The following is a 20,375-nucleotide window of genomic DNA, read 5'->3' as shown; positions in this document are numbered from 1 at the left end:
TGGTATATACTGTTTGTTTTCGGTGTTTTGGTATCTGCCAAACGTCTTTCGGTAGAGCGGAAAGTTTAATAAAACAAGAGGCTGATACTATTGAAAGTACCAGCCTCTGTAGAGTATAGAAATGATTTATTTCATTTTCGCTTCCACCCACTTGCGAGCATTGACGAACGCTTCTATCCATGGAGTAACCTGATCGCTGTTCTTGCGGTCGGCCGGATAACAACCGTTTTGCCATGGGAAGATTGAACGTTCCAGGTGCGGCATGATAGCCAGATGACGTCCGTCTGCGCTAGCCAGTGCTGCGATAGAATAATCGGAACCGTTCGGGTTGCCCGGATATTCGTCATAGCTGTACTTCGCTACCACATTGTATTTATCTTCGTCATATGGTAAAGAGAACTTACCTTCTCCGTGAGCTACCCAGATACCCAGTTTGCTTCCACTCAGAGAGCCGAACATCACACTGCGGTTAGTCGGGATAGTAAGGCCGAGGAAGCGTGATTCGAACTTGTGCGAATTGTTATGCAACATTTTGCCTTTCTTCTTCAGTTCCGGGTTGATAAGGTCGAGTTCCATCATCAGCTGGCAACCGTTGCAGACACCTAATGACAATGTATCTTCGCGTGCATAGTATTTATCCAATGCTTCTTTAGCTTTCGGGTTGAACAGGAATGCGCCTGCCCATCCTTTAGCAGAACCCAATACATCGGAATTAGAGAAACCGCCACAGTAAACGATCATGTTTACATCTTCCAGTGTCTCGCGTCCGCTGATGAGGTCGGTCATCGTCACGTCTTTCACGTCGAAACCTGCCAGGTAGAGTGAGTAAGCCATTTCGCGTTCACCGTTCGTACCTTTCTCACGGATGATAGCTGCACGGATACCGCTTGGAGTGCGACGATCCGGAGTGATACCATATTGAGAAAGCTTACCTTTGAATTCCGGCATGAAAGCAAATTCAAGAGGCTGCATCTTGTAGTTCTCGAAACGTGCTTTAGCACAACCGTTCATAGATTGTTTTCGGTCGAGCAGGTAAGAAGAAGAATACCACACATCTCGCATATAATCGATACCGAATTGGTAAGTAGCTCCATCTTTAGATACTAGAATGTGACGTTCGTCAGTCGGTTTACCCAACTTCATATAGCCTACGCCGGCATCTTCCAGAATCTTCTTCACTTCATCCTTATGCTTGTCGCTGATCTGGATAACGATACCCGGATTTTCAGCAAACAGAATCTTAACGATATCCTGTTCCTTCATCTTGTCGAGGCTGATTTCCATACCGCCTTCTACATTAGAGAAGCACATTTCGAGCAATGTCGTAATTAAACCACCGGCAGAAATATCGTGTCCTGCAAGGATCAGGCCTTTGTTGATAAGTTCCTGTACGGCAAGGAAAGCATCGCGGAAATATTCGGCATCTTGTACGCAAGGTACTTCGTCACCAACTTTACCCAGAGATTGTGCGAAAGCCGAACCACCCAGTTTCAGTTCATCGAAGCTGAAATCAATATGATAAAGCGTAGTCTTTTCATTGTTAACCAATACCGGAGATACCACTTTCTTTACATCGGAAACTTCACCACCGGCAGAAACAATCACAGTTCCCGGAGAAATCACTTTCTCACCGTTCGGATACTTCTGTGTCATAGACAGAGAGTCTTTTCCGGTAGGAACATTGATCTGCAGTGCGCAGCAGAAATCGCTCAATGCTTTGACAGCTGTGTAAAGACGGGCATCTTCACCTTCTTGAGAGCGGCAAGGCCACATCCAGTTGGCAGACAGTGAAATACTGTCCATACCTTCTGCCATTGGAGCCCAAACCAGATTGGTCAGCGCTTCGGATACAGAAAGAATAGAGCCGGCAGCCGGATCTGCTAATGCTGCTTGCGGAGCATGTCCGATAGAGGTAGCGATACCTTTTTCGCCACGGTAGTCGAGTGCTACGACACCACAGTCACTCAACGGCAACTGAAGTTCACCCTGGCATTGCTGACGAGCCACTTTACCTGTTACCGAGCGGTCTACCTTATTTGTCAACCAGTCTTTGCAGGCTACAGCTTCAAGCTGCAATACATTTGTCAGATATTCATGTAGTTTAGACAATTCGTATTTCGGCATTTCGTAATGACGTTCCACTGTTTTGTCTATCATATATGTCTTGGGAGAAGAACCGAACATCTGTTCTACGGCAAGGTCGAACGGACGTACACCGTCAGCCTGTTGGAAAGCGAAGCGATGATCGCCGGTTGTTTCACCGACTACGTACATCGGAGCGCGTTCGCGTTCGGCAATCTTACGTACATGTTCAATGGCTTCTTCTTTAATCAACAGACCCATACGTTCCTGACTCTCGTTAGCGATGATTTCTTTAGCAGACAAAGTCTTGTCACCGATAGGCAACTTGCTCATGTCAATCACTCCGCCACATTCTTCCACAAGTTCGGACAGGCAGTTTACGTGTCCGGCAGAACCGTGGTCATGAATAGAAACCACCGGATTCACCTCTTCTTCGCAAAGAGCGCGTACGACGTTGTTGGCACGTTTCTGCATTTCTGCATTGGCACGTTGCACGGCGTTCAACTCGATACCGCTGCTGTAACGACCGGTATCAACAGAAGATACGGAACCGCCACCCAGTCCGATACGGTAGTTGTCACCACCGATTACTACCACTTTGTTTCCAGCTTCCGGTGTGCCTTTCAGGCAGTCACGTTGTGTACCGTAACCAACACCACCGGCAAGCATGATTACTTTGTCGTAACCATAAACTTCTTTGTTTTCCGTATGTTCGAAAGTCAGTACCGAACCGCAGATCAGCGGCTGGCCGAACTTGTTACCGAAATCGGAAGCACCATTGGATGCTTTGATTAGAATCTGTTCCGGAGTCTGGTATAACCATTTGCGTACCGGAAGAATCTCTTCCCATTCGCGTCCTTCTTCTATGCGCGGGTAAGAAGTCATATAGACAGCAGTACCTGCAATCGGCCATGAACCTTTACCACCACCCATACGGTCGCGGATTTCACCACCCGTACCGGTAGAAGCACCATTGAACGGTTCTACAGTAGTAGGGAAGTTATGAGTTTCCGCTTTCAGTGAGATAACACTTTTGATGTCCTTTACCTGGAAGAAATCAGGTTTTGAATGATCTGCCGGAGCAAACTGTTCCACAACCGGACCTTCAGCGAAGGCTACGTTATCTTTATAAGCAGAGATTATTTTATTCGGATTTTCCTGTGTCGTCTTTTTAATCATTTGGAACAGAGAAGATTCCTGTTCTACGCCGTCGATAATAAACGTTCCGCCGAAAATTTTGTGGCGGCAGTGTTCGGAGTTGATTTGTGCGAAACCAAATACTTCAGAGTCTGTCAGCTTCCGTCCGAGGTCCTTTTCTACTTTCTTCAGGTAGTCCATTTCTTCTTTAGAAAGAGCCAAACCTTCTTTTTCGTTGTACACTTCGAGATCTTCGATATAGATGATCGGCTCCGGCTGACGGTTTGTTGTGAATACGTTTTGGTCGAGTCCTTTGTACATGCGTTGGAGCATCGGGTCGTAATCGGCATTTTCGTCCTTAACAGGGAAGTACTCCTCGATGCGGCTTATGCCTTCGAGCCCCATGTTCTGGGTGATTTCTACTGCGTTTGTACTCCAGGGAGTGATCATTTCGCGGCGTGGGCCAACGAAACAGCCTTTCAGGTTTTCTTCACTTTCCATCACGGCTTCGCCAAAAAGCCAGCAGAGTTTATTACTTTCGTCAGGGGTGAGCTGATGGTTGCTCTCTACGGCAATCACGCTCTTGGAAGGGGTTCTGAAAAAAAGAATCATGTTGTATATTTACGATTTTACGATTTACGATTTTACGATTGAAGTTCCTGCAGGAGAAACTCTTCTCTTTTTCTGTGGCGCAAAGATAATCAATTTCGTTGGTGGTAGGAAAAAAATAGAGAATAAATTCCTATACCTTATTTAATATGTTTATTTTCGATGTACGTTTTACTTATTATCGCTATATATAGTGATTCTTGTGTGGAAAAAACGTTAATATACTATCCCCATATCACAAAAAAGTGCGATATTTGCGACATGATTCAGATAGAGACAATATTCGATATATTAGTGAAAGGCTTTATTATTGGCGTTGTTGTGTCCGCACCCCTCGGTCCGGTGGGCGTATTATGCATCCAGAGGACTTTGAATAAAGGGCGTTGGTATGGATTTGTAACAGGTCTGGGAGCCTCTTTGAGCGATATAGCATACGCTTTGCTCACCGGCTACGGGATGAGCTTTGTGTTCGATTATATTAATAAGAATATTTTCTATCTGCAATTATTGGGGAGCATCATGCTACTCCTTTTTGGTATATATACCTTTCGTAGCAACCCGGTGCAGTCCATTCGTCCGGCTTCCTCCAGCAAAGGTTCTTATTTCCATAACTTTATTACCGCATTTTTCGTCACTCTTTCCAATCCCTTGATAATCTTCCTGTTTATCGGACTTTTCGCCCGTTTTGCTTTTGTGCAGCCGGGAGTTCTGGTGTTCGAAGAAATCACAGGCTATGTTGCTATTGCTATAGGGGCATTGACCTGGTGGTTGGGGATTACTTACTTTGTGAACAAAGTGCGCACTAAATTCAACTTGCGTGGTATCTGGATACTGAATCGTGTTGTAGGAAGTATTGTAATGCTGGTATCCCTTGCCGGACTGATTTTTACTTTGTTGGGAGAATCACTTTATTAGGAGATAACTTATGAATCAGATAGCACAACAACTGAAAGAGAAGAATATTGCCGAGTACCTTATATATATGTGGCAAGAGGAAGACTTGATCCGCGCCAATCATTGTGAACCGGAAGAGATGGAGGCAAATATAATTACCCGTTATCCGGCAGATCAGCAGCCTGCCATGAGAGAATGGTATACCAATCTGATTACGATGATGAGTGAGGAAGGAGTACGGGAAAAAGGCCATTTGCAGATTAATAAGAATGTGATTATCAATCTGACAGAGTTGCATAACGCATTGGCTTCTTCTCCTAAATTTCCTTTTTACAGTGCCGCTTATTTCAAGGCATTGCCGTTTATAGTAGAATTACGGAATAAAAACGGTAAGAAAGAGCCCGAATTGGAGACCTGTTTTGAGGCATTGTATGGAGTACTCCTGCTTCGTCTTCAAAAAAAGCCTATCAGTGAAGGTACTGCTAAGGCAGTGGAAGCTATCACTAGTTTCCTTTCTATGTTGGCAAACTATTATGATAAAGACCGTAAAGGTGAATTAAAACTGGATGAATAAATGAGAATTTTGGTAACGGGTGCCAACGGTCAGCTTGGCAATGAGATGCAGGTGCTTGCAAAAGAGAACCCGCAACATACGTATTATTTCACAGATGTAGAAGAACTAAACATCTGTGACAAGCAAGCCGTTTGGGCTTATATCGCAGAGAAGCGGATTGAGCTTGTCGTGAACTGTGCCGCTTATACGGCCGTAGATAAAGCGGAAGATAATTCGGAACTAGCCTATCAATTGAATTGCGAAGCACCGAAACAATTGGCAAGTGCGGCACAATTCAATGGAGCCGCTATGATACAGGTATCTACCGACTATGTTTTTGATGGTACTGCACACACTCCGTATACGGAGGATTGCGATCCTTGTCCGGACTCTGTATATGGCACCACCAAACTGGAAGGAGAATATGACGTGATGAATTATTGCGAGAAAGCAGTCGTAATCCGTACTGCATGGCTTTATTCCATCTTCGGCAATAATTTTGTGAAGACAATGATCCGTCTTGGAAAAGAGCGTGACAGTCTGGGAGTTGTTTTCGACCAGATCGGAACCCCGACTTATGCCAATGACCTAGCACGTGCTATCTATACCATTATTAATAAAGGTATAGTCCGCGGCATCTACCATTTCAGCAATGAAGGCGTTTGTTCCTGGTATGATTTCACAGTGGCTATTCATCGCCTGGCGGGAATAACCTCCTGCAAAGTGAAACCTCTGCATACAGCTGAATATCCTGCAAAGGCCAACCGTCCGGCATACTCCGTACTTGATAAAACAAAAATAAAAACAACATTCGGCATCGAAATCCCCCATTGGGAGGAAAGTCTCCAACGATGCCTGGAGAAATTGGAAATTAAAAATTGAGAGTTGAGAAATAAAAAAGAAACCACTTTGAGTATCATTTTTTAATTTTCAATTTTCAATTCTCAATTTAACAACTATGGCAGATAATACAGAAATTTTGAGACGGCGAACGTTCGCCATTATTGCGCATCCGGATGCCGGTAAGACATCATTGACGGAAAAGCTATTGCTTTTCGGTGGTCAGATACAGGTAGCAGGTGCTGTAAAGAGTAATAAGATAAAAAAGACGGCTACGTCCGACTGGATGGAAATCGAGAAACAACGTGGTATTTCGGTAACGACTTCCGTGATGGAATTCGACTATCGAGATTATAAAATCAACATTCTCGATACTCCGGGTCACCAGGACTTTGCCGAAGACACATACCGTACGCTGACTGCTGTGGACAGCGTTATCATCGTTGTAGACGGTGCGAAAGGTGTGGAAACGCAGACGCGTAAACTGATGGAGGTGTGCCGCATGAGAAAGACTCCGGTAATTATCTTCGTCAACAAAATGGACCGTGAAGGAAAAGACCCGTTCGACTTGCTTGATGAACTCGAAGAAGAACTGATGATTCAGGTTCGTCCCTTATCCTGGCCGATAGAGCAGGGAGCACGTTTCAAAGGAGTATACAACATCTACGAACAGAAACTGGACTTATACCAGCCATCCAAACAGATGGTAACAGAAAAAGTGGCAGTCGATATTCATACGGAAGAACTGGATCAGCAGATTGGCAAGCCATTGGCAGACAAACTGCGTGGTGATCTGGAACTGATCGAAGGCGTTTATCCCGAATTTGATTCGGAATCCTATCTCGCAGGAGACTGTGCACCGGTATTCTTCGGATCAGCGTTGAACAACTTCGGTGTGCAAGAGCTGCTGAACTGTTTCGTGGAGATAGCTCCCAGTCCTCGTCCTGTACAGGCAGAAGAGCGTGAAGTGAACCCCGATGAACCGAAATTCACCGGATTCATCTTTAAGATTACAGCCAATATTGATCCCAACCACCGTTCTTGTGTGGCATTCTGTAAGATTTGCTCCGGCAAGTTTGTCCGCAATGCTCCTTATGTGCACGTTCGTCATGGAAAGACCATGCGTTTTTCATCGCCCACCCAATTTATGGCACAGCGTAAAACAACGATTGACGAAGCCTATGCAGGAGATATTATCGGTCTGCCGGATAATGGTACCTTTAAGATTGGCGATACGCTGACAGAAGGTGAAATGCTTCATTTCCGCGGATTACCGAGCTTCTCACCGGAGATGTTCAAGTATATCGAAAATGCCGATCCGATGAAACAGAAACAGTTGGCGAAAGGTATCGACCAGTTGATGGATGAAGGTGTGGCACAGTTGTTTGTCAATCAGTTCAATGGCCGTAAGATTATTGGTACGGTGGGACAGTTGCAGTTTGAGGTCATTCAGTACCGTTTGTTGAATGAATACAATGCGTCCTGTCGTTGGGAACCGGTAAGTCTTTATAAGGCCTGCTGGGTAGAAAGCGATGATCCTGCAGAACTGGAAGCCTTCAAGAAACGTAAATACCAGTATATGGCAAAGGATAGAGAAGGGCGCGATGTGTTCCTGGCAGACTCCGGTTATGTACTTCAGATGGCGCAGATGGACTTTAAACACATCAAATTCCACTTTACAAGTGAGTTTTAAAATATATTCCGTTGATTTTTAACTAAAAAATCAGGTAAAAAAAGGAAAAACATATCTCATATAAATGAGTGAATAGAAATGAAGACACTATCCTGGGATAAAATTCAGCAAGGGGATGAAGAGGCATTCCGGCAGCTTTATGAGCAATATGCAGATTTACTGTATGGATATGGCATGAAGATAGCCGGTGATGAGACTTTGGTAACCGAGGCGATACAGTCGTTGTTTGTTTACATCTTTGAGAAAAGAGAAACTTGCGCAGCCCCTCAATCCATACCCGCTTACTTATGTGTCTCGTTGAGACACATGATAGTGAACGAACTGAAAAAAGAGAATAGTGGCTCATTAAAATCACTGGATGAAGTAGGCACAAACGAATATCAGTTTGATCTGGAGATCGATATTGAAACTGCTATTATCCGTTCAGAGTTAGAAAAAGAACAGCTGGAAGTTTTGCAGAAAGAGCTGAACAATTTGACGAAGCAACAGCGGGAGGTATTGTATCTTAAGTACTATAAGAAGATGAGTCCGGAAGAAATAGCCCAGGTGATGGGACTCACTTCACGTACGGTTTACAATACTACTCATATGGCTATCTCCAGTTTGCGGGAGCGTATGAGCAAATCTTTCTTGTTGTTGGTAGCAGCTAATTTGTGGATTTTTAATTGAGGTGTGAGATATGGAAAAGTGGACAGAATCTTTAGATAAATACTTAGAAGAAGGAAAACTTCCTCTGGTTGGCGAAATCTTTTCTCGTAAAAAAGAAATAGGTGATAAGCTGAAGTTGCAACGTGAGGAGAGCCATAAGATCGCCTTAAGCCGGAGAAGAAAACAAGGTGCGGGGAGAAGTTTCTCTTTCTCATGGGGAGTGGCAGCGGCAGTTGTCCTTCTTTTGGGGATAGGCGGTTACTTCCTGGCAGAAGAAAAGGTGGTGACTGATAACACTGCTATGAACTATGAATTGCCGGATGGCAGTACTGTGCAGGTGATGGAAAATTCCCGCCTGACTTACAATCATATCACATGGCTTTGGGAGCGCAAATTGCAACTATTGGGTAAAGCCTCTTTTAACGTAACCAAAGGCAAGACATTCACGGTCCGTACAGAAGCCGGCGACGTAACCGTACTGGGAACGAAATTCCTCATCGATCAGCAAGGAAAGAAGATGACCGTCAACTGTGAGGAAGGAAGTGTGAAAGTCGAGACTGCTGTAGGTAAGCATACATTGCTTGCCGGGGAAAGCGTGCATTGCGATGAGAACAAGATTGTGCCGGTAGAGAAAAAGGCAGAAGAATCGGAGTTCCCCGAGGTGTTGGGGTATGAAGACGATCCGCTGATAAATGTAGTGGCAGATATTGAACACATATTTAAGGTAACAGTCGTCGGGCGCGAGAAGTGCAAAGGGCTGACCTACAACGGGACGGTTTTGACGAAAGACCTGAACGCCACGCTGGAAAAAGTCTTCGGCTCGTGTGGAATCAGTTATCAAATTCGAGGGAAAGAAATTATTTTGCAATAAAAAAAGCCTCTTCTGGATAGTCAGGAGAGGCTTTTTTGTTTTTCTTCAAATTTTCTTCATTTTTTCTTGGTAAAAAACAAATGGATGCTTCTCTTTCTAATATAAGAGCTATTTAATGATGTTTGAAAAAAACGGTAGAATTGATTAGAAGATTAAATGTTGTAGAAGGAATTATCCGGTCATCTTCCTTATAGGAATAAAGGCCGGAGCTCAAAACAAACAATAGAAAGCCTTGTAGGGAATTACAAGCTAAATTCAGAACAAACAATAGAATGCTTTGTAGGAAATACAAACTAGACTCAAAACAAACAATATTTCGAAAAGAATACAAACTAAGGCTCAAAGCAAACAATAGGCAGTGGGCAGATGAAAAATTCCTGCCAGAGACGTAGGTCAGAAATGGTTCCCTCGCCAGGGTTATATGAGCTTTAGAAGGCTTGTTTTTCCCGATCAAACAAGTTGGCTTAAAAGGGTTTTTCAACTAGACTGCTACGCTAATTAAAAGAATGAAAGCCGTGATGGCGCATGAGAGGTTTAACAAGACCGGTTTTTATCTGGTAATTTAATAGGTTAAGAAGAGGGTATGAAACCAGATGAGGGCTAAACCGGTTTATCATTGAGTATTTTTATTTAATAATTGTTTTATCAGAGTGTGAGAGAAAGTTGAGGGGCTTTCTCTCACATTTTTTTTGTAATAAGTTTCTGCTCATAAATGCTCTGATTATCAATCAGAGAAATGACAGTTTTATACATTATATTCCTTTCTTAATTTATTTTATAATAAAAATTTGGTATTTTCGAACGCTTTTTAGACGAACAACTTAAATTACTAATAGTTTATTATATGGAAAATATCGAAACAGCGATCCTGCTGATGGTGGTCGGAATGGCTACCGTATTTGTTATTCTGCTGATTGTGATTTATTTAGGTAAGTTGTTGATTGCATTGGTCAACAAGTACGCCCCCGAAGAAGTGGTTCCTGTGAAGCGGGAAGCACCGCGAGGTCCTGCACCTGTTCCGGGAAACATTTTAGCAGCCATTACTGCTGCTGTGAATGTGGTGACACAGGGTAAAGGAAAAATCACTAAAGTAGAAAAATTATAAATCTATAAAGAATATCACTGAAAGACATGAAAAGAGAAGTAAAGTTTAGCTTGGTTTTCCGAGATATGTGGCAATCAGCCGGAAAATATGTACCTCGTGTAGACCAACTCGTAAAGGTAGCTCCGGCCATCATTGAAATGGGTTGTTTCGCCCGCGTAGAAACAAATGGCGGAGGTTTTGAACAGGTAAATTTATTGTTTGGTGAAAACCCGAATACAGCCGTGCGCGAATGGACAAAACCGTTCCATGAAGCCGGTATTCAGACCCACATGCTCGACCGCGCACTGAACGGACTTCGTATGAGCCCCGTTCCGGCAGACGTCCGCAAATTATTCTACAAAGTAAAGAAAGCACAAGGAACAGACATTACTCGTACGTTCTGCGGATTGAACGATGTGCGTAATATCGCTCCTTCCATCACATACGCAAAGGAAGCAGGCATGATTTCACAATGCTCGCTTTGTATCACTCATTCGCCTATCCATACGGTAGAGTACTACACCAATATGGCGCTGGAACTTATCAAACTGGGTGCAGATGAAATCTGTATCAAAGATATGGCAGGTATTGGCCGTCCGGTATCATTAGGTAAGATCGTAGCCAATATCAAAGCGGCACATCCCGAAATCCCTGTTCAGTATCATAGTCATGCAGGTCCCGGATTCAATATGGCAAGTATCCTTGAAGTATGCCAAGCAGGTTGCGACTACATCGATGTCGGTATGGAACCACTTTCATGGGGAACAGGTCACGCCGATTTGCTTAGCGTACAAGCCATGCTGAAAGATGCCGGATATCAAGTGCCCGAAATCAATATGGAAGCCTACATGAAAGTGCGTGGCATGATTCAGGAATTTATGGACGACTTCCTCGGCCTGTATATCAGCCCGAAAAACCGCCTGATGAACTCCTTGCTGATTGCTCCCGGACTTCCCGGCGGTATGATGGGTAGTCTGATGGCCGACCTCGAATCCAATCTGGAATCCATCAATAAATATAAGGCAAAACACAATCTGCCGTTTATGACGCAAGATCAGCTGCTCATCAAACTGTTTGACGAAGTGGCTTACGTATGGCCTCGTGCCGGTTATCCTCCATTGGTGACTCCATTCAGTCAATATGTGAAGAACCTTGCCATGATGAACGTGATGGCAATGGAAAAAGGAAAAGACCGTTGGGGAATGATTGCCGATGATATTTGGGACATGATTCTGGGTAAAGCCGGACGTTTGCCGGGCAAACTTGCTCCGGAAATCATTGAAAAGGCGGAACGTGAAGGCCGTAAGTTCTTCGAAGGCGATCCACAGGACAACTATCCGGATGCTCTCGACAAATATCGCAAACTGATGAAAGAGAACAAATGGGAAGCAGGACAGGACGACGAAGAACTCTTCGAATATGCGATGCACCCGGCTCAATATGAAGCCTACAAGAGTGGTAAAGCCAAAGAAGACTTCCTCGAAGACGTGGCAAAACGCCGTGCCGAAAAAGATAAATCACCGGAAGAAGATGTTAAACCGAAAACACTGACCGTACAGGTAGACGGACAGGCTTATCGTGTCACCGTAGCTTATGGCGATGCCGAGCTTCCTGCTACTCCAGCGGGTGCTTCCGCTGCTCCGGCAGGCGAAGGCAAAGAAGTACTTTCTCCGTTGGAAGGCAAGTTCTTTTTGGTGAAGAATGCACAAGAAACCGCCTTGCAAGTAGGCGATACGGTGAAAGAAGGAGACGTAATCTGCTATGTAGAAGCGATGAAGACCTATAATGCTATCCGTGTAGAGTTTGGCGGTACGGTGACTGCTATCTGTGCCAATCCGGGAGATACTGTTTCAGAAGATGATGTATTAATGAAGATAGGATAATGAACGAAATATTTGAGAACTTATATGACATGACTGCGTTCAGCAATATCATTGCCGATCCGCAGTTCCTGATAATGTATGCCATCGCGTTCGTCCTGCTCTATCTGGGTATCAAGAAACAGTACGAGCCGTTGCTGCTTGTCCCCATCGCTTTCGGTGTGTTGTTGGCCAACTTCCCCGGAGGAGAAATGGGTGTGATTCAGGCAGACGAGAATGGCATGATTATGATAAACGGAGTAATGAAAAACATCTGGGAAATGCCTCTGCATGATATCGCCCACGAACTGGGACTGATGAATTTCATCTACTATATGCTGATTAAAACAGGTTTCCTACCTCCGATCATCTTCATGGGTGTCGGTGCGTTGACGGACTTCGGACCGATGTTGCGTAACCTGCGTCTTTCTATTTTCGGTGCAGCCGCACAGCTGGGTATCTTTACCGTATTGTTGGTAGCTATCCTGATGGGATTCACCCCGAAAGAAGCCGCTTCTCTCGGAATTATCGGTGGTGCGGATGGTCCGACAGCTATCTTTACGACTATCAAACTGGCGCCACATTTGCTGGGCCCGATTGCCATTGCCGCTTATTCGTACATGGCACTCGTTCCGGTGATTATTCCGCTCGTTGTGAGACTGCTCTGTACTAAGAAGGAATTGAGCATCAATATGAAAGAACAGGAAAAGATGTATCCTTCAAAGACGGAAATCAAGAACCTCCGTGTCTTGAAGATTATCTTCCCGATTGTGGTAACTACTGTTGTGGCTCTCTTCGTACCAAGTGCTGTGCCATTGATTGGAATGCTGATGTTCGGTAACCTGGTGAAAGAAATCGGAACCAACACGTTCCGCCTGTTCGACGCTGCTTCCAATAGCATCATGAATGCGGCTACTATCTTCCTCGGACTGTCGGTAGGAGCAACGATGACCACAGAAGCCTTCCTGAACTGGACAACTATCGGCATCGTAGTAGGTGGTTTCCTGGCATTTGCCCTTTCCATCACAGGAGGTATCTTGTTCGTGAAATTGGTGAATCTCTTCTCTAAGAAGAAAATCAATCCGCTTATCGGTGCCACCGGCTTGAGTGCTGTTCCAATGGCAAGCCGTGTAGCCAATGAAATAGCTTTGAAGTACGATCCGAAGAATCACGTATTGCAATACTGCATGGCGAGCAACATCTCCGGAGTAATCGGTTCTGCTGTAGCTGCGGGTGTGTTGATTTCCTTCCTTGCGTAGTCAATATAGCTGACCTTATATACAAGAATCCGGAGATATGGATATTGCCCATTCTCCGGATTTCTTATTATATACTGCTTTATGAATACAGATTTCAGATTCTTCTTTTATTCGCTAATCACTTTCCTGTATTCTGCTATCGCCATCTTTTCCGACAGATACGCATTAATCAGATTCGTGTGCGCTTGCGTCCATGATAGCTGTGCCGACAACACATCCACCATATTCGCTTTTCCCTCATTGTAAGAGAACGAAACCAGGTCGAGATTTTCATTGGCCAGATTCATAGTCTCGGTAGCAGTTTTTACTTGATATTCCGTTTCCGTCAGTTTGGTCAGTGCGGCAGAAAGTTCCTCGTTGATATTGTCCGTCACATAACTCTGTTGCAGTTTCTGTATTCCGATGTACGCTTTTTGCTGGCGGTTCGTTTTGAACCGGGCTCCCCACCGGAAAATCGGGATATTGATATTAATGCCGACGACCGGATTGAAAGATACATCATATCCGAGATTAGGTGTAGCCGTAGCCCATCCGCCACTGAAATACATATTCAGTTGCGGGTTGAACTGGCTAAGAGCTGCTTTGCGCTGCGCCTCACTCTTCATGATGTTCACTTCCGTACTTTCAAAATCCGCACGGCGTTGCAGTACATTCTCCAAGGAAAGTATCTGTACCGGGGCAGAAGCCTTGTCAATCGTATAAAGGCTGTCTACCGGGCTGTTCGGCTCTTCTCCCATTAAGATGTTCAACTTTTGGAGGGCCAGTGTATAATTCTGGCGAGCCTTGATATATTGCAGTTCCGCTTCTTTCAGCCGGGTGGAAATCATTAATAAATCCGTACGGCTAATCATTCCGTCGCTGAAACGATCCTGTATGATGTCATACTGCTGTTTCACGATGCTTTGATACTTATCAGCCGCTTGCAACATAGCCTGTGAGGCAGAAGCATTCCAGTAAACCGCATCACTCTGATAATGAATTTGGTCGATAGTAAGCTCTTCGTTCAGCTGATTCAGCTTTTCATCTGCTTTGGCAATCTTGTGCTGGGCGTTGAGCGCGCCTCCTGTGTACAACGGTTGCGAAACGATAAATACTCCTTGATAAGTATGATTGCGGTATTCGCCTAATGGTTCGTTCCATGCACTAAGGTCACTCATGTTGAGCGTACCGTCCGCATTGGCATCGATTTTAGGTAAGAAACCGGTATGAGCAATTTTCCGTGCTTCCGTACTTGCCATCGTCTTTAGTTTCTGTTGCTTCAGTATTTGGCTGTAAGCTTCCACCTTATCCCGGTAGGCTTCCCGGCTAAGATAAGGCTGTTGTGCCCCGGCCGTGAGGCCGAGGAACAATAGAGACAGAGTTATAAGTTGAGTTTTCATTTTATTCAATCTAAACAATAAATTCAAGTTTCATATAAGAGTAGGCAATTATCCTTTGATTCTCTGAATAGCACAATAAGCTACCGGAAGAACAAACAATGTCAGTGCCGAAGCCACCAACAAACCTCCCATAATGGTAGCCGCCATGCCGCCAAACATCGCATCGAACAACAATGGCAACATACCCAGAATAGTAGTACCCGACGCCATCGCTACAGGAATAATACGGCTGGTCGTGGCACTGACAACAGCATCCAACGGCTTTTTGCCCGTCTTTGCCTCCAGGTCAATCTGCTCCACAAGCACAATCGCGTTTTTGATATTCATACCAATCAGTCCGAGCAACCCCAGGATAGAGAAGAAGTCGAACGACTTGCCGAGTAACACCAATCCTAACACGATACCGATAAAGATAAGCGGCAACATCAACAGAATCACTGTCGGTTTACGATACGTCCTGAACAAGAATAATAGAGTGACAAACATCAGGAAGAACGTCAACGGTAAGTTTTTCGCCAGTGACTCGTTAGACTCCACCTGACTTTCCTGCTCCCCGAAATACTTCATTGTATATCCCTCCGGCACTTTTATCTCTTTTTGCACCAGCGGCCAAACTTCATTGAAAGCAGCAATCGCATTTACCCCGCGACGCGGATCGCACTGTGCCATCATCACTATTTGCCGATTGTAATCTTTCACGTTCGAGAAACGATACTGGAAATTAAATTCCGATACCACCTGTTCCAGGCTGGTCGTCTCATTACCCGTACCAAACACGGGCAGCGTGCGCAAATCATTGATGCGGAACGAATCCACTGTGTTGTCCTTCAATAAGATAGGCAACACCTGATCCCCCTGCCGGTATTCTCCGAGCGTCATACCCGTAGTTCCGATCTGGATACTCTGTGCCATGCCCTGACGGGACACCCCTAATGGCTGTGCCCGTTCGGGACTATATATCGGTTTCCACACAGGAATCTTGTTTCCCCACGAATTGCGTACATTGATTAAATCCGGATTCCGGTGCATAATCTCCAATGCCTGATTGGTGAGCGCCACAAGCGTGTCTACATCCGGTCCTATAAATCCGATTTCGATAGCGGCATCCACCGCGGGCGACAGCTTGAACAGACTTGTACGCGTAATCGCATTTGGATAATTCGCCTTCATATATGCGTCGAAATCTTCCTCATACTCTTTTGTATATTTACTGTCTGTCAATTCAATCAACACATTGGCAAAATTCGGTTTCGGCCCTACGGAAGTGGAAGCAAGGTAATACCTCAACGGCGTGCTGCCGAAGGTGATCGACACTTTTTTCACTTCCGGCTGTTTTGCCAGATGCTCTTCCACCGATTTCATCTCTTTCACCACATCATTGATGCTATACCCGTCTGGATAGAACACGTCCGCCCGGAAATAAGGCTTGTCCAGAGAAGGGAAGAAGTTTTGAGGCATCGTCCCCATGATAATCAATGAAGCAACAAAAAGCACTACCATCGAACCTAGTGTCAACGTTTTCCTGCGAATCAGCGTACGGAGGATAGAAGCGAATTTGTGATAAAACGGTTTATCATACGGGTCTTTGGCACCATCCTTTGCTTTCGCTTTCAGGATGAAATTACCAAAAACAGTGGTCTGTGTCAGTGCAAGTACCCAGCTCAATCCCAACGAGATGGCAAGTACCACAAAAAGCGGTTTCACGATTTCCGCTACGGCAGAAGGAGCGAGGTAGAGCGGGAGGAACGAACAGATAGCGATAAAAGTAGCCCCGAGCAATCCCCATTGCGGGCCCGTTGCACCGTCTATCAGTGCTTTCCGCCGGTCTACTCCGCGGGCAATGGCAATCTGTGCGTTATCCGTCACTACAATGGCGTTGTCCACCAGCATACCCATAGCGATGATAAATCCCGCCAGCGAAGTACGGTTCAGTCCGACACCGAAGAAAGACATGATGAGCAATGTACCTCCAATGGAGAAAATCAGTGACGAACCGATTAGCATACCTGCACGCAGCCCCATCACCAACATGATAATCACAATCACAATCAGAATAGATTCGATCAGATTGATGATAAATCCGTTGTTAGCCTCATTGGCTATCTCGTTTTCCAGATACAGACTTTGCAACTCCAATCCCACAGGCATCAGTGGCAGCAATTCGTCTAGCTTGGCTTTCACATTCTTACCCGTCTGCACCACATCCCGTTGCGGGTCGGTGGAGACACCGATGCCGATGGCACGTTTGCCGTTCACGTGCATAATGTTGGATGGAGGGTCCATGTAACCTTTTTCAATAACGGCGATATCACCGAGTTTCACCTGTCCGGCCTTTGTGGTAATTACTTGGTTGCGGATATCGTCTACGGTGGTGTACATACCGTTAGCAGTCACCCGGAGCTGTTGCTCACCGGCACGGATTTCTCCGGTATTGATAATCTGATTCTGCGATTGCAGCAGACTGGCAAGCTGTTTGGGGTCGATGCCCATACCTACGAGCTTATGGGTCGAAATAAGAATATTGACCACTTCTGTCTGTGTTCCGAACAAAGCCACTTTCATCACTCCGTCTGCCGTCACTACCTGCGTCTTGATCCGTTCCGCCCAGTTGCGCATCTCTTCGTATGTGTAACCGTCGTCCGCCGTCAGACCGTAATAGATGCCGAACACGTCACCGAAATCATCGGAAACCGTTGGTGCAGAAGCACCGCTCGGCAACTGTGGCTGTATATTGAGCACTTTCCGTCGCAACTCGTCCCACTTTTGCGGAATGGAGCTTGCCGACAAGGAAGGTTGCAACTCGAATGTGATTTTTGAAAGTCCGTACATAGATTCTGATTTAATCTTGTACACACCGCTCATACTTTGAATCTCGCGAGAGATGGGCTCGGTAATCAACCGCTCCACTTCAGCCGGCTCGGCACCCGGATAACGGGTCATGATAACCGCCGACTTTATCACGAAAGGAGCATCCTCTTTCTTACCCAGTTTGCCAAAGGAAGTGATTCCCCCAATCAGCAATACGGCAAGAAAGAAATAGATGATTTTCGTATTATCTAATGAATATCTAGCTAAACTCATAATAAATGATAGTTGATAGTTGATAAATGATAGGTTGTAAATGATAGGTGTTATCAGCTATCATTTATCAACTGTTGTAATTGATTCTCCTTCCACTAGTTGGTGTACGCCTGCAATGACGATTTTCTCTCCGGGTTTCAAACCTTCGGAGATGAGAGTCTGTGCTTCTCCGGTAGGAGTGCTCACGGTTACTTGTCGTTTGTGGACTTTGTTGTCTTCTACCACCCAAACATACATTTTGTTTCCTTCGCTTTCACCGAATACGGCGCTAAGCGGTATGATTGTCCAGCTGTTCTGCACTAACGGGCCCACATCTGCCGTGAAACGGATGCCGCAGGTGAAACCGGGTTTCACAGCATAAAGGTCACGGTCGAATGACGGGTCGTCAATCGTGATGCTGACCGGGATACCTGTGCCATCGGTCGAAATATCCAGATATTCTTCTAGTTTTGCTTGAAACACGTGTCCTTTGAAGGTGTCAAATTCAACAAGGAAACGCGGGTCTTTGGCGCGCAACAAGTACAGATAAGCATCCGGAATGGTGAATTTGATGCGTAGATTATGCGTGTTGACAAGCTGAACGATGCCTTCTCCGGAGTTGACACGCTGATAATTTTCCACCAATCTCTTTTCGATGGAACCATCAAAAGGAGCGGTCAGTTTCGTGTCGCGCATATTGTTGGCGGATAGTTCGTATTCAGATTTCGCTTTCTGGTAGTTGGCGAGACTGATTTCGTATTCCTGTACGGAGATAGCTTGCCGGGAGAGGAGTCGTTTGTTACGTTCCACTTGTGCGGAAGCCGTTTCGTATGCCGATTTTGTGGCGGCATATTGCAACGCGATGTCTCTGGGGTCGATAGCTGCGATGAGTTGTCCCTTTTTCACTTTCTGTCCTTCGATGACAGGTAGTTGGATGATTTGTCCGTTGACCCTGAAAGCCAGCTTCACATATTCCACCGCTTCCACGATTCCCGAGAAATCTTTGCTAATAATCGATCTTGACTCGACAATGGTGGTCTTTACGGGACGGGCTGTTGTCGTTGTCGCTTCTTTTTTCTGTCCGCAGCCTGCCAATAAGATTGCAGCCGTCAGGACGAATCCAATTTTCTTCATATATCACGTTGATGTTTAGAGGTTTTGCGTTGATAAATAGCGAATAATATACTAAAAACAACTCCCGTTTATTTATGTTCACTATTCTTAATATTTTTCATACTCAACCTCTTATTTCTCTAGCAGAACACAAAATAATGGGAATCTTACCATTTTTTAAGTAAAATTCCCATCCAAACCATTTCACTAATCTGTAAATCACGGTTTGGAAATTCATTTGAACTAAATCACAACCTTCGTTAACCTCTTTCTATAAAGTTTGAAAATAAAAAAACATCTTGCACCTTACACTAATCGGGACCATCATACTGATATACAACTTTTTAGTGTAGTGTAAGATAGAGTGGCAGATAGTGTAAGATAAAAGGTATCTTACACGCTGTGTCGTCTATAAGAATCTTGGTGTATTTATAGAAGATATATAGCGATTTGCAAAACCTGTGCAGTAAATGACTTGTTCATAGCGGTAGACAAGGTGTTTCGTGCCTAAAAACAAAGTGTTTTCTATAGGGAAACAAAGTGTTTAGCGCCTTGAAACAGTTTGTTTTAAGCCTGCGAACATTTTGTTTCAAGCGCTTGAAACAAAATGGAACTGCCATCAATCGGAAATTAGTCGATAAGTAGTCACGAGACAATCAGTGTAAGATAAAGGTATCTTACACTATCTGCAACCGTATCTTGCACTACACTAAAGAATTGTATATCAGTATGATGGTCCCGATTAGTGTAAGGTGCAAGATGTTTTTGTGTTTTTTTCGTTTTAGTTCCGTTTTCTTTCCGGCTTTCCGGAGAAGATAGTCAGTTCTAAAACTTCAAATATGATTTCTGTTGTGGTATATCCGTTAAATGTATATTCCAGATTTTCGTCCTCAAGAAAGTATTTGAGATAAATGGTTGGAGTACCATTGTGGAAGTCGAGAAAAAGGTAAGAAGTATAGTTATAGATACCAAGATCGGCAAACTCATTTAGAATAGCAGTATTGAAAACTGTGGACCAGCCTGTTTTTGATTCGTTTCCGGACATTTCGAATCTACGATGTTCTTTTGCGAGATCGTCTTTTTTTACATGTCTGAACTGCTCGAGCAATTCATCATTGAAAGAAAGGCGTTGTCTGATAAAATTAAAAACTTCCTCCTTTGTCATTTGTTTTAAATCAGTTATTTCCATTTTTACTTAATTAGTCGGGTAAAGGTACTCCCTTTATTTGGTAATAAGTCGGATTTGGTGATATTTCTTTTATTTCTTTTTGGGGTTATATCCCTAAAAACTTTC

At 44.6% G+C, this 20,375-nt stretch carries 14 protein-coding genes; 9 read left to right on the top strand and 5 right to left on the bottom strand.

Annotated elements, in window-relative coordinates; translation table 11 throughout:
• Nucleotides 1-126: 126 nt before the first annotated feature.
• The gene (gene purL / locus CJF29_RS17515; RefSeq protein ID WP_074556855.1) at nt 127-3,831 is read right to left on the bottom strand and encodes a phosphoribosylformylglycinamidine synthase; all 3,705 of its coding nucleotides are present in this window, start codon (nt 3,829-3,831) and stop codon (nt 127-129) included.
• 258 nt (nt 3,832-4,089) lie between these two features.
• Between purL and CJF29_RS17510 the strand changes: the two genes are divergently transcribed.
• From CJF29_RS17510 to CJF29_RS17470, 9 genes are all read left to right on the top strand, one after another.
• Complete coding sequence (locus CJF29_RS17510) at nt 4,090-4,743, top strand: LysE family translocator (protein ID WP_008774798.1); 654 nt, start codon at nt 4,090-4,092, stop codon at nt 4,741-4,743.
• A gap of 10 nt (nt 4,744-4,753) precedes the next feature.
• Entirely contained in the window at nt 4,754-5,296 is a 543-nt protein-coding gene (locus tag CJF29_RS17505; RefSeq protein WP_008999791.1) for a DUF4924 family protein, read from the top strand.
• Entirely contained in the window at nt 5,297-6,157 is an 861-nt protein-coding gene (rfbD, locus tag CJF29_RS17500; RefSeq protein WP_008999792.1) for a dTDP-4-dehydrorhamnose reductase, read from the top strand.
• Nucleotides 6,158-6,233: 76 nt separating this feature from the next.
• Nucleotides 6,234-7,808 carry a peptide chain release factor 3 gene (locus tag CJF29_RS17495; protein WP_008025990.1) on the top strand — a complete coding sequence of 525 codons (1,575 nt, stop codon included), beginning with the start codon at nt 6,234-6,236 and terminating at the stop codon, nt 7,806-7,808.
• A 78-nt stretch (nt 7,809-7,886) separates the two neighbouring features.
• Complete coding sequence (locus tag CJF29_RS17490; RefSeq protein WP_008999793.1) at nt 7,887-8,477, top strand: RNA polymerase sigma factor; 591 nt, start codon at nt 7,887-7,889, stop codon at nt 8,475-8,477.
• A gap of 10 nt (nt 8,478-8,487) precedes the next feature.
• The gene (locus tag CJF29_RS17485) at nt 8,488-9,327 is read left to right on the top strand and encodes a FecR family protein (protein ID WP_074556854.1); all 840 of its coding nucleotides are present in this window, start codon (nt 8,488-8,490) and stop codon (nt 9,325-9,327) included.
• An 844-nt stretch (nt 9,328-10,171) separates the two neighbouring features.
• Nucleotides 10,172-10,432 carry an OadG family protein gene (locus CJF29_RS17480; protein ID WP_008999795.1) on the top strand — a complete coding sequence of 87 codons (261 nt, stop codon included), beginning with the start codon at nt 10,172-10,174 and terminating at the stop codon, nt 10,430-10,432.
• Nucleotides 10,433-10,458: 26 nt separating this feature from the next.
• On the top strand, nt 10,459-12,294 hold the full coding sequence (locus CJF29_RS17475; RefSeq protein WP_099146067.1) for a biotin/lipoyl-containing protein: 1,836 nt from the start codon (nt 10,459-10,461) through the stop codon (nt 12,292-12,294).
• Complete coding sequence (locus CJF29_RS17470; protein WP_008999797.1) at nt 12,294-13,529, top strand: sodium ion-translocating decarboxylase subunit beta; 1,236 nt, start codon at nt 12,294-12,296, stop codon at nt 13,527-13,529. Before CJF29_RS17475 ends, CJF29_RS17470 begins: the two co-directional genes overlap by 1 nt.
• A 107-nt stretch (nt 13,530-13,636) precedes the next feature.
• Here the strand turns inward: CJF29_RS17470 and CJF29_RS17465 are convergent, their stop codons facing one another.
• The 4 genes from CJF29_RS17465 to CJF29_RS17450 form a co-directional block, all read right to left on the bottom strand.
• Complete coding sequence (locus CJF29_RS17465; RefSeq protein WP_074556852.1) at nt 13,637-14,908, bottom strand: TolC family protein; 1,272 nt, start codon at nt 14,906-14,908, stop codon at nt 13,637-13,639.
• Nucleotides 14,909-14,956: 48 nt separating this feature from the next.
• Entirely contained in the window at nt 14,957-17,989 is a 3,033-nt protein-coding gene (locus tag CJF29_RS17460) for an efflux RND transporter permease subunit (RefSeq protein ID WP_099146069.1), read from the bottom strand.
• A 60-nt stretch (nt 17,990-18,049) separates the two neighbouring features.
• Nucleotides 18,050-19,102, bottom strand: a complete 1,053-nt coding sequence (locus CJF29_RS17455) for an efflux RND transporter periplasmic adaptor subunit (protein WP_074556851.1) — start codon at nt 19,100-19,102, stop codon at nt 18,050-18,052.
• A gap of 760 nt (nt 19,103-19,862) precedes the next feature.
• Nucleotides 19,863-20,270, bottom strand: coding sequence for a hypothetical protein (locus CJF29_RS17450; protein ID WP_032853677.1), 408 nt, complete (start codon nt 20,268-20,270; stop codon nt 19,863-19,865).
• Between the last annotated feature and the right edge of the window lie 105 nt (nt 20,271-20,375).

The sequence above is a fragment of the Bacteroides celer genome (assembly GCF_002632415.2).
GTDB lineage: Bacteria > Bacteroidota > Bacteroidia > Bacteroidales > Bacteroidaceae > Bacteroides.
This window is presented reverse-complemented; position numbering and strand designations above follow the sequence as displayed.

Bases quoted from the DNA above. Each gene is read 5' to 3' on its own strand.
- purL (WP_074556855.1), bottom strand. From the start codon at position 3,831: ATGATTCTTTTTTTCAGAACCCCTTCCAAGAGCGTGATTGCCGTAGAG.
- CJF29_RS17485 (WP_074556854.1), top strand. From the start codon at position 8,488: ATGGAAAAGTGGACAGAATCTTTAGATAAATACTTAGAAGAAGGAAAA.
- CJF29_RS17490 (WP_008999793.1), top strand. From the start codon at position 7,887: ATGAAGACACTATCCTGGGATAAAATTCAGCAAGGGGATGAAGAGGCA.
- CJF29_RS17495 (WP_008025990.1), top strand. From the start codon at position 6,234: ATGGCAGATAATACAGAAATTTTGAGACGGCGAACGTTCGCCATTATT.
- CJF29_RS17460 (WP_099146069.1), bottom strand. From the start codon at position 17,989: ATGAGTTTAGCTAGATATTCATTAGATAATACGAAAATCATCTATTTC.
- CJF29_RS17505 (WP_008999791.1), top strand. From the start codon at position 4,754: ATGAATCAGATAGCACAACAACTGAAAGAGAAGAATATTGCCGAGTAC.
- CJF29_RS17510 (WP_008774798.1), top strand. From the start codon at position 4,090: ATGATTCAGATAGAGACAATATTCGATATATTAGTGAAAGGCTTTATT.
- CJF29_RS17465 (WP_074556852.1), bottom strand. From the start codon at position 14,908: ATGAAAACTCAACTTATAACTCTGTCTCTATTGTTCCTCGGCCTCACG.
- CJF29_RS17455 (WP_074556851.1), bottom strand. From the start codon at position 19,102: ATGAAGAAAATTGGATTCGTCCTGACGGCTGCAATCTTATTGGCAGGC.
- CJF29_RS17480 (WP_008999795.1), top strand. From the start codon at position 10,172: ATGGAAAATATCGAAACAGCGATCCTGCTGATGGTGGTCGGAATGGCT.
- CJF29_RS17475 (WP_099146067.1), top strand. From the start codon at position 10,459: ATGAAAAGAGAAGTAAAGTTTAGCTTGGTTTTCCGAGATATGTGGCAA.
- CJF29_RS17470 (WP_008999797.1), top strand. From the start codon at position 12,294: ATGAACGAAATATTTGAGAACTTATATGACATGACTGCGTTCAGCAAT.
- rfbD (WP_008999792.1), top strand. From the start codon at position 5,297: ATGAGAATTTTGGTAACGGGTGCCAACGGTCAGCTTGGCAATGAGATG.
- CJF29_RS17450 (WP_032853677.1), bottom strand. From the start codon at position 20,270: ATGGAAATAACTGATTTAAAACAAATGACAAAGGAGGAAGTTTTTAAT.